The organism is Cupriavidus phytohabitans (assembly GCF_017815025.1).
Lineage (GTDB): Bacteria > Pseudomonadota > Gammaproteobacteria > Burkholderiales > Burkholderiaceae > Cupriavidus.
On sequence record NZ_JAGIQB010000019.1, the window covers coordinates 95318 to 110392 of the forward strand.

Sequence of the window (15075 nt, forward strand, 5' to 3'; positions counted from 1 at the left end):
GTCAGGCTCCCGCGGCAAGCTGCCGGACGGCGGCGGTCTGCGCGTCATACGAAGGCGCGGCCGTAGGGACGACGATAGGGGCGGCGGCACGCGTGTCGGCTTCCTCGGCTTGCTCGGCAGCCGGCGTGCGCAAGGCCAGCTTGCGCGCCAGCGCCACCACCGAGTCCGAGATTTGCTGCGGCGAGCACATGCCGGCGACAAAGCGGTCGGGCCGCAGCAGCACCACCGAGCCGGGCTGGTTGCCGAACCAGTCCTTGAGCCGGTTGTGCACGTCGCCCACGGCGAGCACGCCATCGGGGACGTCGTCACGGTATTCGAGCTGCGGATCCGGCTTGGCCAGCACGAACACGCCGCCAAGCTGGCGCCACACCGCGCGCGCCTGCGCCGTCAGGCCGAAGGTCGGGTCGGTGCCCCAGCCGACGATGGCGAAGCGGTTGCCGATCACGTCGTCGAGGCGCTCGACGGTATTGGCTTCGGTGCGCACCAGCGGCTGGATGAACATGCGGCCCACCGGCGCGTAAGACGCATAGCCGGCGGGGTCGCGGCCATGCACCAGCCGGCCGACCAGCGATTCGCGCTTCTCGCTCATCAGGCCCAGCAGTCGGCCCAGCGCGGAGTTGCCCGAGCGCTCCAGCCAGCGGGCCAACAGGCCCGGTTGCGCGCGGCGCTGACCTTCGGGCAAGAGCACGACACCTTGCTCGTAACGCGGCATCGGCTTGAAGCGCATCTCGACGAAGTACTGCTTGACCGAGGGGAAGCGGTTCAGCACTTTCGTGAGGCCATCGCGCAGCGCCGAGCCCGCGCGGCTGGCTGGCGCGAAGATGTCGCCGGCCACCTCCGACAGGTGGATCATCGAACGCGCATGGGCGCGGCGCTCGGCGGTGTAGGTGTCGAGCAGCGCATCGCCGGCCTGGCCCTTGACCACCATCGCCAGCTTCCAGCCCAGGTTGCTGGCGTCGCGAATGCCGCTGTTGTAGCCCTGGCCCTGCCACACCGGCATGATGTGCGCGGCATCGCCAGCCAGCAGCACGCGGCCGGCGCGGAAGTCGCGCGCCAAGCGCGCGTTGTGGGTATAGACGCGCTTGCGGATGTAGTCGACCTTGTCCGGGTCGGCCACGACCTTGCGGATCAGCGCGGCCATGTTCTCGGGGCGCGACAGTTCTTCCTCGGTCTCGCCGGGCATGACCATGAACTCGAAGCGGCGGATGCCGTGCGGCAGCGCGGCCGATACATAGGGCCGCTCGGGGTCGCAGTGCATGTAGATGTGCGGCGTGCCGATCGGGTCGTTGCGCACGTCCACCACGATCCACTGGTTGGGCTTGGTGCGGCCTTCGAACGGCATGTCGAGCGTGCGGCGCACGAAGCTGTTGCCGCCGTCCGCGCCCACCATGTAGGCGGCGCGAATGCGCACCGGCCGGCCGGCCTCGTCGGCGGCGTCGACCTGCACGCCTTGCCCGTCATGCGTGAACGACGCCACGCCGTGGCCGAGCAGCGTGCGCACATGCGGGAAGCGCTGCAGGCCCTCGAACAGGATGCGGTCGGCCAGCGGCTGGATAAAGGCATTGCGGCGCGGCCAGCCGAACTCGTCGGTGCGCGGCTCGATCGAAGCAAAGCAGCGTCCGCCCGCGGTGACGAAGCGCATCCAGTGGTTGGGTGTGGTGTGCGGCAGCAGCGTCTGCGCCAGGCCGACCGACTGGAATACGCGCAGCGCTTCGTCGTCGAGGCCGATGGCGCGCGGATAGTCGATGATCTGCGCGAGCTTTTCCACCAGCACCACGCTGACGCCCTGCAGGCCGAGGATATTGGCGATCATCAGGCCGACCGGCCCGGCACCGACGATGGCGACGTCGCAATCGACAGTGTCAGGACGAGCGTCGGCGCCCGCCATGGCGATGGCGTGGGTCATGTCTGTCTCCGTTCTGTGTTGTGGGTGTCCGGGCGCGGCCCGGACCGTCAGGGATGCGCGCAGCCCAGTCGTCAGGGATGCGCGCAGCGCATCAGACCGTGGTGGCCTCGGGCACGGGCTTGCCGAGCAGGAAGTTCAGGTGGATGCGGTTGAAGGTGTCGGCATCCTCGAACTGCGGCCAGTGGCCGCAGCCATCCATCACCGTGAACAGCGCGCCGGGAATCATGGTGGCGATGCGCCGTCCTTCCGACACATCCGCGGTGGGATCGTCGGAGGTCCACAGCACCAGAGTCGGCGCCTGGATCCGGCCGTAGTCATCGGCGCGCAGGATATTGCGCTGGCGCGTCTCCATGTCCTGCAGGACCATGTTGCCGCGCTGCGCCTCGACCATGCCGGGCTGCGCATAGATCGCCTGGCGCGTGGCGACGAGGTCATCGAACACCTTGGACTTGTCGGCCATCAGCCATTCCACGCGCGCCTTGATGAAGTCCCAGCTCGGGTCTTCGACCGCGCGCATCGACAGCGTCTTTAGGCGTTCCATCACCACCGGGTCGGCCTGCGAGCCGCCGGCGGTGTTCAGCACCAGGCGCTCGACGCGCTCGGGGTGGTCGATCGCCAGTTGCGAGGCGACCCAGCCGCCCAGCGATTCGCCGCTGAACGAGGCGCGTTCGATGCCGAGCGCATCGAGCACGCGGATCACATGGTCGACATAGGCCGACACCTCGCGCGGCCCGTCGGGCTTGTCGGTCCAGCCGTGGCCGATCATGTCGATGGCCCAGACGTCGAAGTGCTCGGCGTGCGCCTTCAGGTTGCGCACATAGGCCTCGGCGTGGCCGCCGACGCCGTGCAGCAGGATCAGCGCGGGCTTGCCGCGGTCGCCGGCGTGCAGGTAGCGTGTCTGGATGCCGCCGGCATCGAGCCAGCCCTGGGTGAAGCTGACGCCGCGCAGGTCGGCCCAGATGCTCTGGAACGGCTTGGCGGCAGCGGTGGAAGTGATGGAAGTATTGACCGCGGTGGCCGGGGCGGCTTGCGTCGACATCGGTTGTCTCCAGGTTCTGTGCAGGGTGCCTGCATTCGGGGGGCTTGCTTTGAACGGAAGTCTAGAGACCGCGTTGCCTGCGGCAAAAAAAATGTGCAAACTGTGCAAAGAGTGCACAACGTTGATTTAAAAGGATTTTTTATGGCGCTGGAGCGGGATGCCATTTACGCCAATGTCAGGGGACTGACGCGGGGCCTGGATGTGCTGCGGGCGCTGAACCGCATGGAAAGCGGGCGCGCGACGGCCCAGCAACTGGCGCAGGAGACGGGGCTGCACCGCACCACGGTGCGGCGCCTGCTGGAGACGCTGTTGGCGCAGGGCTTCGTTCGCCGCAGCGAGTCGGACGACACCTTCCGCCTGACGCTGCAGGTACGCACGCTCAGCGAAGGCTTTACCGACGACGAGTGGATCTCCACCACCGCCGCGCCGCTGATGGGTGAACTGCTGCAACAGGTGGTGTGGCCCTCCGACCTGACCACGCCCGATGGCGACGCGATGATCATCCGCGAGACCACGCATCGATTCAGTCCGCTGTCGTTCCACCGTGCCATGGTCGGGCGGCGGCTGCCGATGCTGCTGACGGCGTCGGGGCGCGCCTACTTTGCCAACTGCACCGAGCCCGAGCAGGAGAGCATCGTCGCGATGCTGCGCTCAGGTGCCGGCGGCGAGCGCCAGGCCGCGCTCGCCAGCGATGCGCAGTTCGTGCAGAACCTGGTGAAGCGTGTGCGGCAGGACGGCTTCAGCACCAACCATGGCGACTGGAGCGAGCAGCGCAATATCAGCGCCATTGCCGTGCCACTGCGTGCGGGCGAGCGCGTGCTCGGCAGCCTGAACGTGGTCTACCTGTCGCGCGCGCTCAAGCCGGCCGAGGCGGAGGCGAAGTTCGTTGCACCGCTGGCCGGCATTGCGGGCAAGATCGCGGCGGGCCTGGCAGGGACCTGAGCGGACTCGTGCCGCAGCCGGATAATCGCCCACCGCGCCCATCCCGCTAGAGCACGTTCACATCCGCAGTGCCTGCCGCCACTTCGAGCACCCGTGTGCTATCAGTCGCCGGCAGCGCCGGTGCGGCGCCGCCGCTGATGGACTTCAGCGTATGGAATGTGCAGCTGAGCTTGTCGGGCGTCAATGTCACCAGCGCATACCCTTCCGCGTTGGTGTCGGCGTGGCGGATCCAGGCGTTGAAGGTGCGCAACGTAGTGTCGAACGCATTGATCAGCACCCCGCCTACCTCGCTGTAAACCAGCTCGCGCAACGCGGCAAACGCCTCGTCGTTGTCGACAATCGCGCGGAACGAACTCAGCAGCGTATTGCTCGACAACCCCGCCGTCACCAGGTCGACCATCACCGGCGTGGGCGACGCCGCATCGTAGTCGTCCATCACTTGCCCGCTGAAGAACCCGTGGATGTCGCCACTCAACGCCACCACGTTGCGCACGCCGTTGGCCTTCAGGAACGCCATCAGGTTCTTGCGCTCGGCGTTGTAGCCATCCCACTGGTCGGCATTGAGGATAAAGCGGTCGAGCAGCGCGATCGCCGGGAGCCGGCTCTCAATCACTGGCCGGATGTTGGCATCGAAGGCCGCCGCATCGATGCCGGCCTGCGACAGCACGTCGCGCAGTGCGGTGTACGCCAGGTTGGCATAGGTGCCAGCCGCCTTGGCCGCGGCCAGGTCGCTTTCCAGCGCACTGGCGATGGCGGATTGCAGCGATGACAGCGCGCTGTAGGCCTGCACCAGCGCCCGTGCGATCAGGTCGGCCACGGCCTTGGTGATGTCGACCTGCATGCGCAACAGCGACAGCTGGTTGCCCCACAGCTTCCATGTCGTATTGGCGCCGCCGACACGGTCCTGCCACCACGCGCGCTGTGCATCGCCGAGCATCGATACCGGCGTCAGCGCATTGCCGGCTTCGCTGATCTTCTGCGCCTCGGCCGTGGCCAGTGTGGCGGCGGGAACGAAGTACAGGCTGCCGACCGCGCGGCCGGTGGATTCCTCCGGGATGATGTGGTCGGCGCGATACAGCCGTTCGTCGGTCATCAGCAGCGTGGCCAGGTTGCCGAATGTGAAGGCGCGGTAGATCTGGATGTTCTGGAACGACGGATTGCTGGTGTCGAGGCTGACGTCGGCGGGCAGGTATTCGAACCACGCCTGGCTGGCGGCGCGCCGGCGCGCGGTGTGCGGGGTCAGGTCGTCGTCAGAGTCGTACGTCTGGCGGTCCTGCCAGCAGTTGTCGGAGAACTCATGGTCGTCCCAGATCGCGATCATCGGGAAGGCCGCATGCAGCGCCTGCAGGCGCGTATCGCTGCGATAGCTGCGGTACAGGTAGCGGTAGTCGTCGAGCGTGGTGGCGTAGACGCTGCCATCCGGCAGCACCGTGCCATTGGGCAATTGCAGCGCGGCGTGGCGGTCTTCCACCAGGCCGGCGCGCGAGCCGCCGGGAACGGCTTCGTAGATGTAGTCGCCCACGTGGACGATGAAATCCAGGTCCTGCTGCGCCAGTTCTTCCATGCCGGCCCAGTGGTTGGCGTTCCAGTCCTGGCAGCTGACGAAGGCAAAGCGCAGTTGTGACAGCGGCGTGCCGGCCGCGGCGGCGGTGCGTGTGCGGCCCACGGTGCTGGGGCGGTTGCCGAGCAGGAAACGGTAGTAATAGCGCGTGCCGGCGGTGAGTCCCGTCACCTTGTTGCGAATGGTGTAGTCCCATTCCGGACGGGCCATCAGCGGCTCGTTGACCAGCAGTGATTGCGGCGGAAAATCCTGCTGCGTCGACACTTGCAGGCGCACCACCACGGGCCGCTTGCCGTTGTTGCCTTCGACGCGGGTCCACACCACCACGCTGTCAGGCCTGGGATCTCCCGAGGCGACGCCGTGTACGAAATTGAAGTTTTCCGGATTGCCGGTATCCGGCTCATCGTCGTCGCCACCGCCCCCGCAGGCAGTCAGGCCGCCGGCGGCGATCGTGACGGTCATGAAACTTCCCCACTTCAGGAACTGGCGTCGATCCATGATCGTTCTCCTTCTCTCGGGTTGCGGAGCGCAGCCGCAACCCCGGACGCCGGAGACGGCATCAGTGCTTTGTGGGAGGCGTGACTGCTTGTTGCATGGATACTAGTGGCCGGATTCTGTCTTCGCTGTCGGTGGAGCGCCGACATCGATATAGGAAAAGGATGACTGGTGCCGCGATACGTTGTGCTCTGCCTTGCCAGCAATGATTCATCAATGACTGTCTAAGGCACGTCGCGCCGCGGCGCGCCGTCATAGGTCCACAGGAACTTGCGCGGGATCGGTCCCTGGTTGCGCCCGCCCTGGCAGGTCTGCTCCCACGCGCGCGCGAGAATGCCGACCGAGCGCGACAGGCAGAACAGGCCGCGCAGGCACCAGCGCTCACGCTGGTGCCTGCGCGGCTTTCTCCGCTTCTTTCCCGCTGTTGCATCGTGTGCCGCGGTTGCGGCCAGCATGCGTCGCCATGTCTTCTTTGTCTCGGTGTAATGGTGATCGCTGACGTGTCTTAAGCGGCTGCCGTGCTGCCCGATACCTAAGGAATAACCCTTGCACACCTGAAAATATATCACGACATGATGTATTGTTCGGGCTCCAGAAGCCGGCGCCACCCCGTTGGCGCCTTCTGTCGCCCCCCAGCTTCAAGGATCCTGCATGCGCATACGCAAACAAACCGACTTCTTGTCCGGCCTGATGTTCATCGTCGTCGGGCTGAGTTTTTCCTTCGTCGCCCGTGGCTACTCCATGGGCACCGCCGCCCGGATGGGCCCCGGATATTTCCCGTTCTGGCTCGGCATCGTGCTGGCGCTGCTCGGCGCCGTGGTGGCGTTCGGCGCCATGTCGAAAGAAGGCGATGCCGACCATATGGCCCGCTGGGACATCAAGACGCTGCTATGGATCCTCGGCTCGGTCGTGCTGTTCGGCCTCGTGCTCAAGCCGCTGGGCATGGTGCTGTCGGTGCTGGCCCTGGTGCTGGTGTCGTCGATGGCCAGCCATGAATTCACCTGGAAGGGCGCCATCCTGAACGCGGTGGTGCTGGTGGCGATCAGCACGGTTGCCTTCGTCTACGGCATCAACCTGCAGATGCCGGTGTGGCCGGCGATCTTCACCAACTAGGAAACCCCCGATGGAACTTCTCAGTCATCTCGCACTCGGGTTCTCTACCGCGCTGTCGCTGCAGAACCTTGCCTATGCCTTCCTCGGCTGCGTGCTGGGCACGCTGATCGGCGTGCTGCCGGGGCTGGGGCCGCTGGCCACCATCGCCATGCTGCTGCCGATCACCTACACGCTGCCGCCGGTGGCCGCGCTGATCATGCTGGCCGGCATCTACTACGGCGCGCAGTATGGCGGCTCGACCACCGCCATCCTGGTCAACCTGCCGGGCGAGTCCTCGGCGGTGGTGACCACGCTCGACGGCTACCAGATGGCGCGGCGCGGGCGGGCCGGCGTGGCGCTTGCCACCGCGGGCATCGGCTCGTTCTTCGCGGGCAGCGTGGCCACGCTGATCCTGGCCGCGTTCGCCACGCCGCTGTCGGAGCTGGCCTTCAAGTTCGGTCCCGCCGAGTATTTCTCGCTGATGGTGCTCGGGCTGATTGGCGCCGTGGTGCTGGCGTCGGGCTCGCTGGTCAAGGCGGTGGCGATGATCGTGCTGGGGCTGCTGCTGGGCCTGGTTGGCACCGACGTGAACTCGGGCGCGGCGCGCTTCTCGTTCGACGTGCCGGAACTGACCGATGGCATCAGCATCACCGCGCTCGCGATGGGCCTGTTCGGGTTTGCCGAGATCATCGCCAACCTGGAGCAAAGGGAGCACCGCGAGACCTTTACCGACCGCGTCACCGGCCTGTTTCCGAACAAGGAAGACTTCAGGCGCATGATCCCGGCAGTGCTGCGCGGCACCGTGCTGGGCTCGTCGCTGGGCATCCTGCCGGGCGGCGGCGCGTCGCTGGCATCCTTCGCCGCTTATTCGCTGGAGAAGAAGACGTCGAAGCATCCGCATGAATTCGGCAAGGGCGCGATCGAAGGCGTGGCCGGTCCGGAATCGGCCAACAATGCCGCGGCGCAGACCTCGTTCATTCCGCTGCTGACGCTGGGCATCCCGCCCAACGCGGTGATGGCGCTGATGGTGGGCGCGATGACGATCCACAACATCCAGCCGGGGCCGCAGGTCATGACCAGCAACCCGGCGCTGTTCTGGGGCCTGATCGCCTCGATGTGGATCGGCAACCTGATGCTGGTGGTGCTGAACCTGCCGCTGATCGGCATCTGGGTCAAGCTGCTGACCGTGCCGTATCGCTTCCTGTACCCGGCCATCCTGACGTTCTGCTGCATTGGCGTCTATTCGGTCAACAACACGGTCTTTGATGTCTTCGCCGCGGCCGCGTGCGGCCTGATCGGCTACATCTTCCACAAGCTGCGTTGCGAACCCGCGCCGCTGCTGCTGGGCTTCGTGCTTGGGCCGATGATGGAGGAGAACTTCCGCCGTACCTTGCTGCTGTCGCGAGGGGACTTCTCGGTGTTCACCACACGCCCGCTGTCGCTGGGCTTGCTGGTGGCCGCCGCGGCGCTGGTGGCCGTGGTGGCGCTGCCGTCGATCAAGGCGAAGCGGGAGGAGGCTTTTCAGGAGGAGTAGGACAACGGTCCAGCCCTTCCTCACGCCGGCACGCGGGCATTGCGCCTCCCGTGCCGGTTTTTTTTTGCCAGTTAAGAAGGCTGACGCGAAGCACATTCGGCGTCCTTGGGTTTGCAGCCAGGCGTTCCATATCGGCAGGCCCGGCAATTGCTGGCAGTTGGATGGCCCTGTTATCGGCGTAAGGCACTCAATAGATATCAACTATCTGGCCGATAGCAAGCCCCGATCGCGAAGGTTCCCATTCCTCCCGTCCTCCAACTACCAGCGCAAGGAGATCGATATGGCCGACAAACAGGCAAAGCCCATGGCAAACAACGCTGCAGGCCAGCCGGCAGCAGGCACGCCGGCGGGCTACGGCGACGCCCGGCGCGGCACCGGCGGCGAACTGCACCAGACCGCCGGCGGCAGCCATCCGCCGCTGACCACCGCGCAAGGCATTCCGGTCCCGGACAACCAGAACTCGCTCAGGGCAAATCCGCGCGGCCCCACCTTGCTCGAAGATTTCATCCTGCGGGAAAAAATTACACACTTCGACCATGAGCGCATCCCGGAACGGATCGTCCATGCACGCGGTTCGGCCGCGCATGGCTACTTCGAGCTGACCGAGTCGCTTGCGCCTTACACCACTGCCCGGATGCTCACCGAAGTCGGGGAGAAGACGCCGGTCTTCACCCGCTTCTCCACCGTGGCCGGCGGCGCCGGTTCGGTCGACACGCCGCGTGACGTGCGCGGCTTCGCGGTCAAGTTCTATACCAAGGAAGGCAACTGGGACCTGGTCGGGAACAACATCCCGGTGTTCTTTATCCAGGACGCAATGAAATTCCCCGACGTGGTCCACTCGGTCAAGATGGAGCCGGACCGCGGCTTCCCGCAATCTGCCAGCGCGCACGACACCTTCTGGGATTTCATCTCGCTTACGCCCGAGTCGATGCACATGGTGATGTGGATCATGTCGGACCGCACCATCCCGCGCTCGCTGCGCATGATCGAAGGCTTCGGGGTGCACAGCTTCAGGCTGCTCGATGCGCAAGGCAACTCCACCTTCGTCAAGTTCCACTGGCGGCCCAAGCTGGGGCTGCAGTCGACGGTGTGGGACGAGGCGGTCAAGATCGCCGGCGCCGATCCCGACTTCCATCGCCGCGACCTCTTCAACGCGATCCAGTCGGGCAACTTTCCGGAATGGGAGCTCGGCGTGCAGCTGTTCACCGAGGACGACGCGGCGAAATTCCCGTTCGATCACCTGGATCCCACCAAGATCATCCCGGAAGAGACGGTGCCGCTGAAGATCATCGGCCGCATGGTGCTCGACCGCTGGCCCGACAACTTCTTTGCCGAGACCGAGCAGGTGGCGTTCTGCCCGGCCAACATCGTGCCGGGGGTGGACTTCTCCAACGACCCGCTGCTGCAGGGGCGGCTGTTCTCTTACCTCGACACGCAGTTGCTGCGGCTGGGCTCGCCGAACTTCCACCAGATCCCGGTCAACGCGCCCAAGTGCCCGTTCGCCCACCACCAGCGCGATGGCCATATGCAGATGGAGGTGCCGCGCGGACGCGTGGCCTACGATCCCAGCTCGCTCGACGACGCATCCCCGCGCGAGGCGCCCGACCTGGGCTTCCCCAGCGCGCGCGCGCCCGAGCAGGGCGACAAGGGCCGCATCCGCGCCGAGAGCTTTGCCGACCACTACAGCCAGGCGCGCATGTTCTTCCGCAGCCAGACCCGCGCAGAGCAGGCGCATATCGCCTCTGCGCTGGTGTTCGAATTGTCCAAGGTCGAGCATGTGCACGTGCGCGAGCGCATGGTGGCGCACCTGCGCAATATCGACGACGGATTGGGCCGGCGCGTCGCCGATGGCCTGGCGCTGGACCAGTTGCCCGATCCGCTGCCCGCCGCCGCACCGGTGCAGGATCTGCCGCCGTCGCCGGCACTGCAGATCATCGGCCGCATGAAGGACACGCTGGAGGGGCGCGAGGTCGGCATCCTGGTTGCCGATGGCTCCGATGGCGCCACCGTCGAGGCCATCCGGCAGGCAGCCATCGCCGCCGGCGCCACGGTCAAGATTGTCGCGCCCAGGGTTGGCGGCGCGGTGCTGGCCGACGGCACCAGGCTGGCCGCGGACGGCCAGCTTGCCGGTACCCCTTCTGTGATGTTCGATGCGGTGGCGGTGATACTGTCTGCCGACGGCGCGGCCCAGCTGGCGCAGGAAAGTGCGGCGCTGGACTTCGTTTGCTTTGCCTACGCGCACCTGAAGGCCATCGCGGCCGATGGCGGCGGCGAAGCGCTGCTGGCGCAGGCCAACCTAAAGCCCGACAACGGGGTGGTGCCGGCCAGCGATACGGCGCGCTTTATCGCGGTGGCCAAGACGCGGCAGTGGGACCGGGAGCCGTTGGTGCGGATGCTGGCGTAACGCCGGGCGGGACTGCAATACAACGCCGGCCGTCGCGCGCCGGCGTTGTATTGGCGCGCTGGCGATCATGGCAACTCCGCTCGGCACGTTGGAAGCGTTGCCAGGACCGTGCGCTGATCGGGCCGGGGCGGCAGTCTCCGTGCCGCTCCGAAGTGCCGGATCGGTGCTTTGGCACCCCTTGTCAGGCATTTCCTACGGACGATTCAGTGCATCCTGATGCGTATTGTTGTCCCTGACTGAAGGCGTTGGCGATGTTGCGCAACTAACCTTGAAATCAAGGACGTGCCGAATGCAGCGTGCGTTACCAGTGAGGCGTGCCTCGGAAGGAGTGACACGATGCGCAGGACAGCTAATTCGCTACACGCGTTGGTAGAAAAGTGGTTGTCGCCTACCAACGCCAGCCCGGCCCGGGTCGCCTGCTTCAGGCACCTTGCGAACCATAAGGGGTGTGTCGTGTGTGTGGAGTCGACCCGAACCACGCGGCGCCTGTCCATTGCCTTCTTCCGTCACCGCAATGGCGCGTGGTACGTGTTTCCGCCGATCACCGGCTAACGCACCTATGCAGGCCTCTTGAGCCGGCTTAGTCAGGTGCGTCAGCAATAGCAGTCTGGCAGTCAATGCCCCGACCCCCGGATCGAATCCGGGGAAAAATGCGCTTCGCCAAACTGCGGACTGCTGTTCAGGCGTACCGGCTTCCCTTCATTGGTGAGCCGGTCCGCCAGATAGGAGCCCGCAGTGAGGTCATGGTAGAACGCCACCGCCGGGTAGTAGCGCCGCGCATCGTAGGCGTAAAGCGACGATTGCATATTGGTTCGCCATAGCTGGCCGCGGGCATCGTAGTTGTCGGCAAGGACTGCCATCCAGGTGTCTTCGTCCAGGTACAGGAGACGCTTCGCATACTGATGCCGGAAGCCTTGCTTCAGTCTGGCTTCGAGTACCCAGACGCGGTGCAGTTCGTAGCGGATCAGTTCAGGGGCCGCATGGTTCGGGCCCAGCAGCTCGGCGTACCTGACGCCGGGATCGACCAGCTTGTAGTTGTGGTAGGGGATATAGATTTCCCGCTTGCCGACAATCTTCCAGTCGTAACGTTCGCCAGAGCCATTGAACAGGCGATCGTCGTCCACCGTACGGAAGCCTCCCGGCCCCAACGGCTGGTCGAAGCCGAACTCGGGGGCCTGCCGCACGCGACGGGTACCGGGATTGTATTGCCAGGTTCTCGCCGTATCCGAGCCTTCACGATCCCAAAAGTTGTGGGAAACAATGATATTGCCGCGTTCGCGCAAGGGCAGTTCGGTTTCCACGCGAGCGAAGGTACGGTTGACCAGCGGCGAGCCTTTCTCAAACGCGGTGCCGTTGACCGGTGACCAGATGTCATATTTCCACTTGCCCCATGCGATCTTGCCGTCGCGATACACAACTGCCTGGTCGTAGACGGCTGACTCTTCGGCAATGGCGGAAGAGAAGCGAAGATTCCACATCAGCTCCAGCCCACTCTTGGGGACAGGAAACGGCGCGGTAGGCGGATAGTCCTTGAGGCCGTTCGCGTCCGTCGTCAGCTGCGTTCTGGGGGCGTGGTGCTGGATCGCCTGGTAGACGCCATCGCCGTAGCGGAAGTCGCGATGGCTGGGATAGATCGCCATCTTGAATGTCGTCGGGTACAGCTTGAACATGGCGAGCTGGCCGTCGCTCAGGTGGGCACGGTACTGCTCCACGTTCTGCGCCGTGATCGTTGCGAGCGGTTGTTCCGACGCATAGGGATCAGGATAGGCGTCGCCCGGCCGGAAAGTCAGGCCCGCGGGCGCCGACTGCCATCTTCCGCTCCACGCGGGGATGCTGCCGTCCTTGTTGGCGGAACGTTCGGCGCCCATTGGCGTGAGCGGGCCGTCCAGGCGCCTGACTTCGTCAGGCGTCATCGCGGCAAAGGACGGTATGTTCAGCTGTGAGGCGGCTAGCACCGCACCGGCTATCGTGCACAGCAAGGCCTTGGTCTTCATTGTCTCTCCTCCGGTTTCCATGGTGTGATGGTCGTGCACCATCGGGCTGACAGGCTGGCGTTGCACCGCCTGCGATCAGGCATTGCTCAGCTCGGCGATGCGCAGCACCAGCTTGCCTGGCGCCTTGCCCGACTGGACCAGGTCGAGCGCGCGTCCGGCCTGTTCCAGCGGCAGGCACGCGATGCGAGGCGGTCGCACGCGCTCGCTTGCGATCAGCGAGGCGATCTCGCGCAGCCGCGCGCCGCCGGGCATCTTGCTGTACGCCACGGCGGTGCGCATGCCCCGCCGCGTGGCTTCGGCGGAATCCGGGCCGTTGTCGCCATTGACTAGGGTCAGGATGGCGACAAGGATGCCGCCGGGCCTGAGCAGGTCGATGCCGTTCGGCAGGGTGCCGCAGCCAACGCAGTCCAGGACCACGTCGACGCCAGCCGGCGCCCATGCCGCCAGGGAGCCAGCGATGTCGCTGGAACGGTAGTCAATGGCCCTGTCGCAGCCGAGCGCCATCAGTTCATCCTGGCGTGCTGCGCTGCAAGTGGCGGCAACGGAAGCGCCGGCTGCCGTTGCCAGTTGCACAGCAAACGTGCCAACCGCCCCGGCGCCACCATGCACCAGCACCGTCTGGCCCGGCTTGAGGCCGCCTTCGTCGAAGAGTCCCGTCCAGGCCGCCAGCGCCGGCGTCGGGACGGCGGCGGCTTCAGCAAATCCCAGGTTGTCGGGTATCGGCACCACGCAATCCTGCGAGACCGCAACGTACTCGGCATAGGAACCCCATTTGCCTGCGCCAACCTCCGTTTGCATGAACACGCGCTGGCCCGGGACGAAGTCCTTCACGCCAGCCCCCACGGCTGCCACGACGCCACTGGCATCGAAGCCGATCACGAACGGGAAGCGGTATGGCATGAAGCGACTCAGATAGCCTTCACGGCATTTCCAGTCCGCGGGGTTCACACCCGCGCAGGCTACGCGGATCAGGATTTCGCCGGCAGCGGGTTCCGGCGTCGGGACGTCCGCAAGCCTGAGTGCATCCGGCCCGCCGGTGCGGTCGATGACGACAGCGCGCATGTTCTTCTCCATCGGTTTCCCGTGTCCGTTCATGGCGCGTATTCCTCTCTACGGTTGTGGTTGGCAATCAGGCTGGTTGCGAGTGGACAGAAAGCATGGGATATCGCCTGGACTGTCCATTCGGGAAACTCGGGATCGAACCATCGGTCGACGTGGCCCCAATGGAAGGGGTGCATCAGGTATTCGCCCAGGAGATCCTCTGCGCTGGCGAACTCTTGCTGCCAGACGTGGGTCCATGTGCCGGGCGACAGGACGCGGGCGAGCCGCCAGTTGAGGATGCCGGGCATGTACTCAGGCATGCGCAGCAGATCCTGCTCAAGGCTGCGGACCTGGCACTCGGGTGCTTCGGGCCGGACTCGAAACATCAGCGTGCGCCAGATCCCCTGGCGCAGCTGAGGTGCCCGCAGCCCGTCCGAGATCGGGCTATAGGCGACGCGGTCTACTTGTGCCACGCCCTCCAGCGCGGCAGCCAGGCCGTCGTCGTGACCGGTCGAGCCGGATGGCGCCGGGTCGAATCGCAGGTCGAGCGTGTAGTCCCCGGCCCCCCAGCTTCCCGCCAGGTTCCGGCCAATCGCAACCTGGCGCAGGCCTGGCAGGGATTCGATCCTGGCAAGCAGTGCTTGCTCCTGTGTGCTCTTCCCGGTGCAGAGGTTGGTGTGAATCCGTATCTGGGCTGTCTCAAGCCGCATCGCAATACTCCTTGTGCCGGGACAGGCCACATGCCGCATCGGCCATTACGTGGCGCCGGCGGGTATCACACAGCGTGTTGACGATTGACCAGAAGGCGAGGGCCGGAGCATCGATGCCGGCGCGCATGGCGTAGTAGGCTGGCGCATCCGCCACCTGCCACAGCAGCCATAACGTATCGGGCGCATCTTCTATCGCCACGGGCGGAGAAACCCAGCGCTGCAGCAGCACCAGGCCCCTCGTGGCGCTGCCGGGCAGGTATTGGCTTTCCAGCTGGGTCAGCACAGTGGGCAGGTGCTCGGGCGCGAGCACGATTTCATCGAGTATGTGGATCATGGCTGTGTCTCGCGCGGATCAGG

11 protein-coding genes and 1 pseudogene are annotated in these 15075 nt (G+C 65.7%); 4 read left to right on the plus strand and 8 right to left on the minus strand.

The window, feature by feature from the left end:
• Position 1: 1 nt before the first annotated feature.
• Complete coding sequence (locus J8I34_RS15460) at positions 2–1906, minus strand: bifunctional 3-(3-hydroxy-phenyl)propionate/3-hydroxycinnamic acid hydroxylase (RefSeq protein ID WP_209806376.1); 1905 nt, start codon at positions 1904–1906, stop codon at positions 2–4.
• Positions 1907–1997: 91 nt separating this feature from the next.
• Positions 1998–2945: an alpha/beta fold hydrolase gene (locus J8I34_RS15465; RefSeq protein ID WP_209806377.1), complete on the minus strand. Its 948-nt coding sequence runs from the start codon at positions 2943–2945 to the stop codon at positions 1998–2000.
• A 141-nt stretch (positions 2946–3086) separates the two neighbouring features.
• Here J8I34_RS15465 and J8I34_RS15470 point away from each other — a divergent pair, with 141 nt between their 5' ends.
• Entirely contained in the window at positions 3087–3887 is an 801-nt protein-coding gene (locus J8I34_RS15470; protein WP_035877514.1) for a DNA-binding transcriptional regulator, read from the plus strand.
• 46 nt (positions 3888–3933) lie between these two features.
• Here the strand turns inward: J8I34_RS15470 and J8I34_RS15475 are convergent, their stop codons facing one another.
• Positions 3934–5946 (minus strand): alkaline phosphatase D family protein, encoded by a 2013-nt coding sequence (locus tag J8I34_RS15475; RefSeq protein WP_209773643.1) that lies wholly within the window; start codon positions 5944–5946, stop codon positions 3934–3936.
• A gap of 221 nt (positions 5947–6167) precedes the next feature.
• Positions 6168–6311 (minus strand): annotated as a pseudogene (locus J8I34_RS15480) (citryl-CoA lyase); the annotation flags it as partial.
• A 283-nt stretch (positions 6312–6594) separates the two neighbouring features.
• On the opposite strand from J8I34_RS15480, the gene J8I34_RS15485 reads away from it, so the two are divergent.
• From J8I34_RS15485 to J8I34_RS15495, 3 genes are all read left to right on the plus strand, one after another.
• Positions 6595–7056: a tripartite tricarboxylate transporter TctB family protein gene (locus tag J8I34_RS15485; protein WP_029047073.1), complete on the plus strand. Its 462-nt coding sequence runs from the start codon at positions 6595–6597 to the stop codon at positions 7054–7056.
• Between the two features lie 10 nt (positions 7057–7066).
• Positions 7067–8569: a tripartite tricarboxylate transporter permease gene (locus tag J8I34_RS15490; protein WP_029047074.1), complete on the plus strand. Its 1503-nt coding sequence runs from the start codon at positions 7067–7069 to the stop codon at positions 8567–8569.
• A 304-nt stretch (positions 8570–8873) separates the two neighbouring features.
• Complete coding sequence (locus tag J8I34_RS15495; protein ID WP_232232384.1) at positions 8874–10973, plus strand: catalase; 2100 nt, start codon at positions 8874–8876, stop codon at positions 10971–10973.
• Positions 10974–11587: 614 nt separating this feature from the next.
• Here the strand turns inward: J8I34_RS15495 and J8I34_RS15500 are convergent.
• The 4 genes from J8I34_RS15500 to J8I34_RS15515 form a co-directional block, all read right to left on the minus strand.
• Positions 11588–12967 (minus strand): DUF1329 domain-containing protein, encoded by a 1380-nt coding sequence (locus tag J8I34_RS15500; protein WP_209806378.1) that lies wholly within the window; start codon positions 12965–12967, stop codon positions 11588–11590.
• Between the two features lie 75 nt (positions 12968–13042).
• Entirely contained in the window at positions 13043–14029 is a 987-nt protein-coding gene (locus J8I34_RS15505; RefSeq protein WP_209806379.1) for an NADP-dependent oxidoreductase, read from the minus strand.
• 29 nt (positions 14030–14058) lie between these two features.
• A complete protein-coding gene (locus J8I34_RS15510) occupies positions 14059–14718 on the minus strand; it encodes a Dabb family protein (RefSeq protein WP_209806380.1) in 660 nt (219 codons plus the stop codon).
• Positions 14708–15052, minus strand: coding sequence for a hypothetical protein (locus J8I34_RS15515; protein ID WP_209806381.1), 345 nt, complete (start codon positions 15050–15052; stop codon positions 14708–14710). Before J8I34_RS15515 ends, J8I34_RS15510 begins: the two co-directional genes overlap by 11 nt.
• Positions 15053–15075 lie beyond the last annotated feature (23 nt).

Bases quoted from the DNA above. Each gene is read 5' to 3' on its own strand.
- J8I34_RS15500 (WP_209806378.1), bottom strand. From the start codon at position 12,967: ATGAAGACCAAGGCCTTGCTGTGCACGATAGCCGGTGCGGTGCTAGCC.
- J8I34_RS15495 (WP_232232384.1), top strand. From the start codon at position 8,874: ATGGCAAACAACGCTGCAGGCCAGCCGGCAGCAGGCACGCCGGCGGGC.
- J8I34_RS15515 (WP_209806381.1), bottom strand. From the start codon at position 15,052: ATGATCCACATACTCGATGAAATCGTGCTCGCGCCCGAGCACCTGCCC.
- J8I34_RS15470 (WP_035877514.1), top strand. From the start codon at position 3,087: ATGGCGCTGGAGCGGGATGCCATTTACGCCAATGTCAGGGGACTGACG.
- J8I34_RS15485 (WP_029047073.1), top strand. From the start codon at position 6,595: ATGCGCATACGCAAACAAACCGACTTCTTGTCCGGCCTGATGTTCATC.
- J8I34_RS15475 (WP_209773643.1), bottom strand. From the start codon at position 5,946: ATGGATCGACGCCAGTTCCTGAAGTGGGGAAGTTTCATGACCGTCACG.
- J8I34_RS15505 (WP_209806379.1), bottom strand. From the start codon at position 14,029: ATGCGCGCTGTCGTCATCGACCGCACCGGCGGGCCGGATGCACTCAGG.
- J8I34_RS15490 (WP_029047074.1), top strand. From the start codon at position 7,067: ATGGAACTTCTCAGTCATCTCGCACTCGGGTTCTCTACCGCGCTGTCG.
- J8I34_RS15465 (WP_209806377.1), bottom strand. From the start codon at position 2,945: ATGTCGACGCAAGCCGCCCCGGCCACCGCGGTCAATACTTCCATCACT.
- J8I34_RS15510 (WP_209806380.1), bottom strand. From the start codon at position 14,718: ATGCGGCTTGAGACAGCCCAGATACGGATTCACACCAACCTCTGCACC.
- J8I34_RS15460 (WP_209806376.1), bottom strand. From the start codon at position 1,906: ATGACCCACGCCATCGCCATGGCGGGCGCCGACGCTCGTCCTGACACT.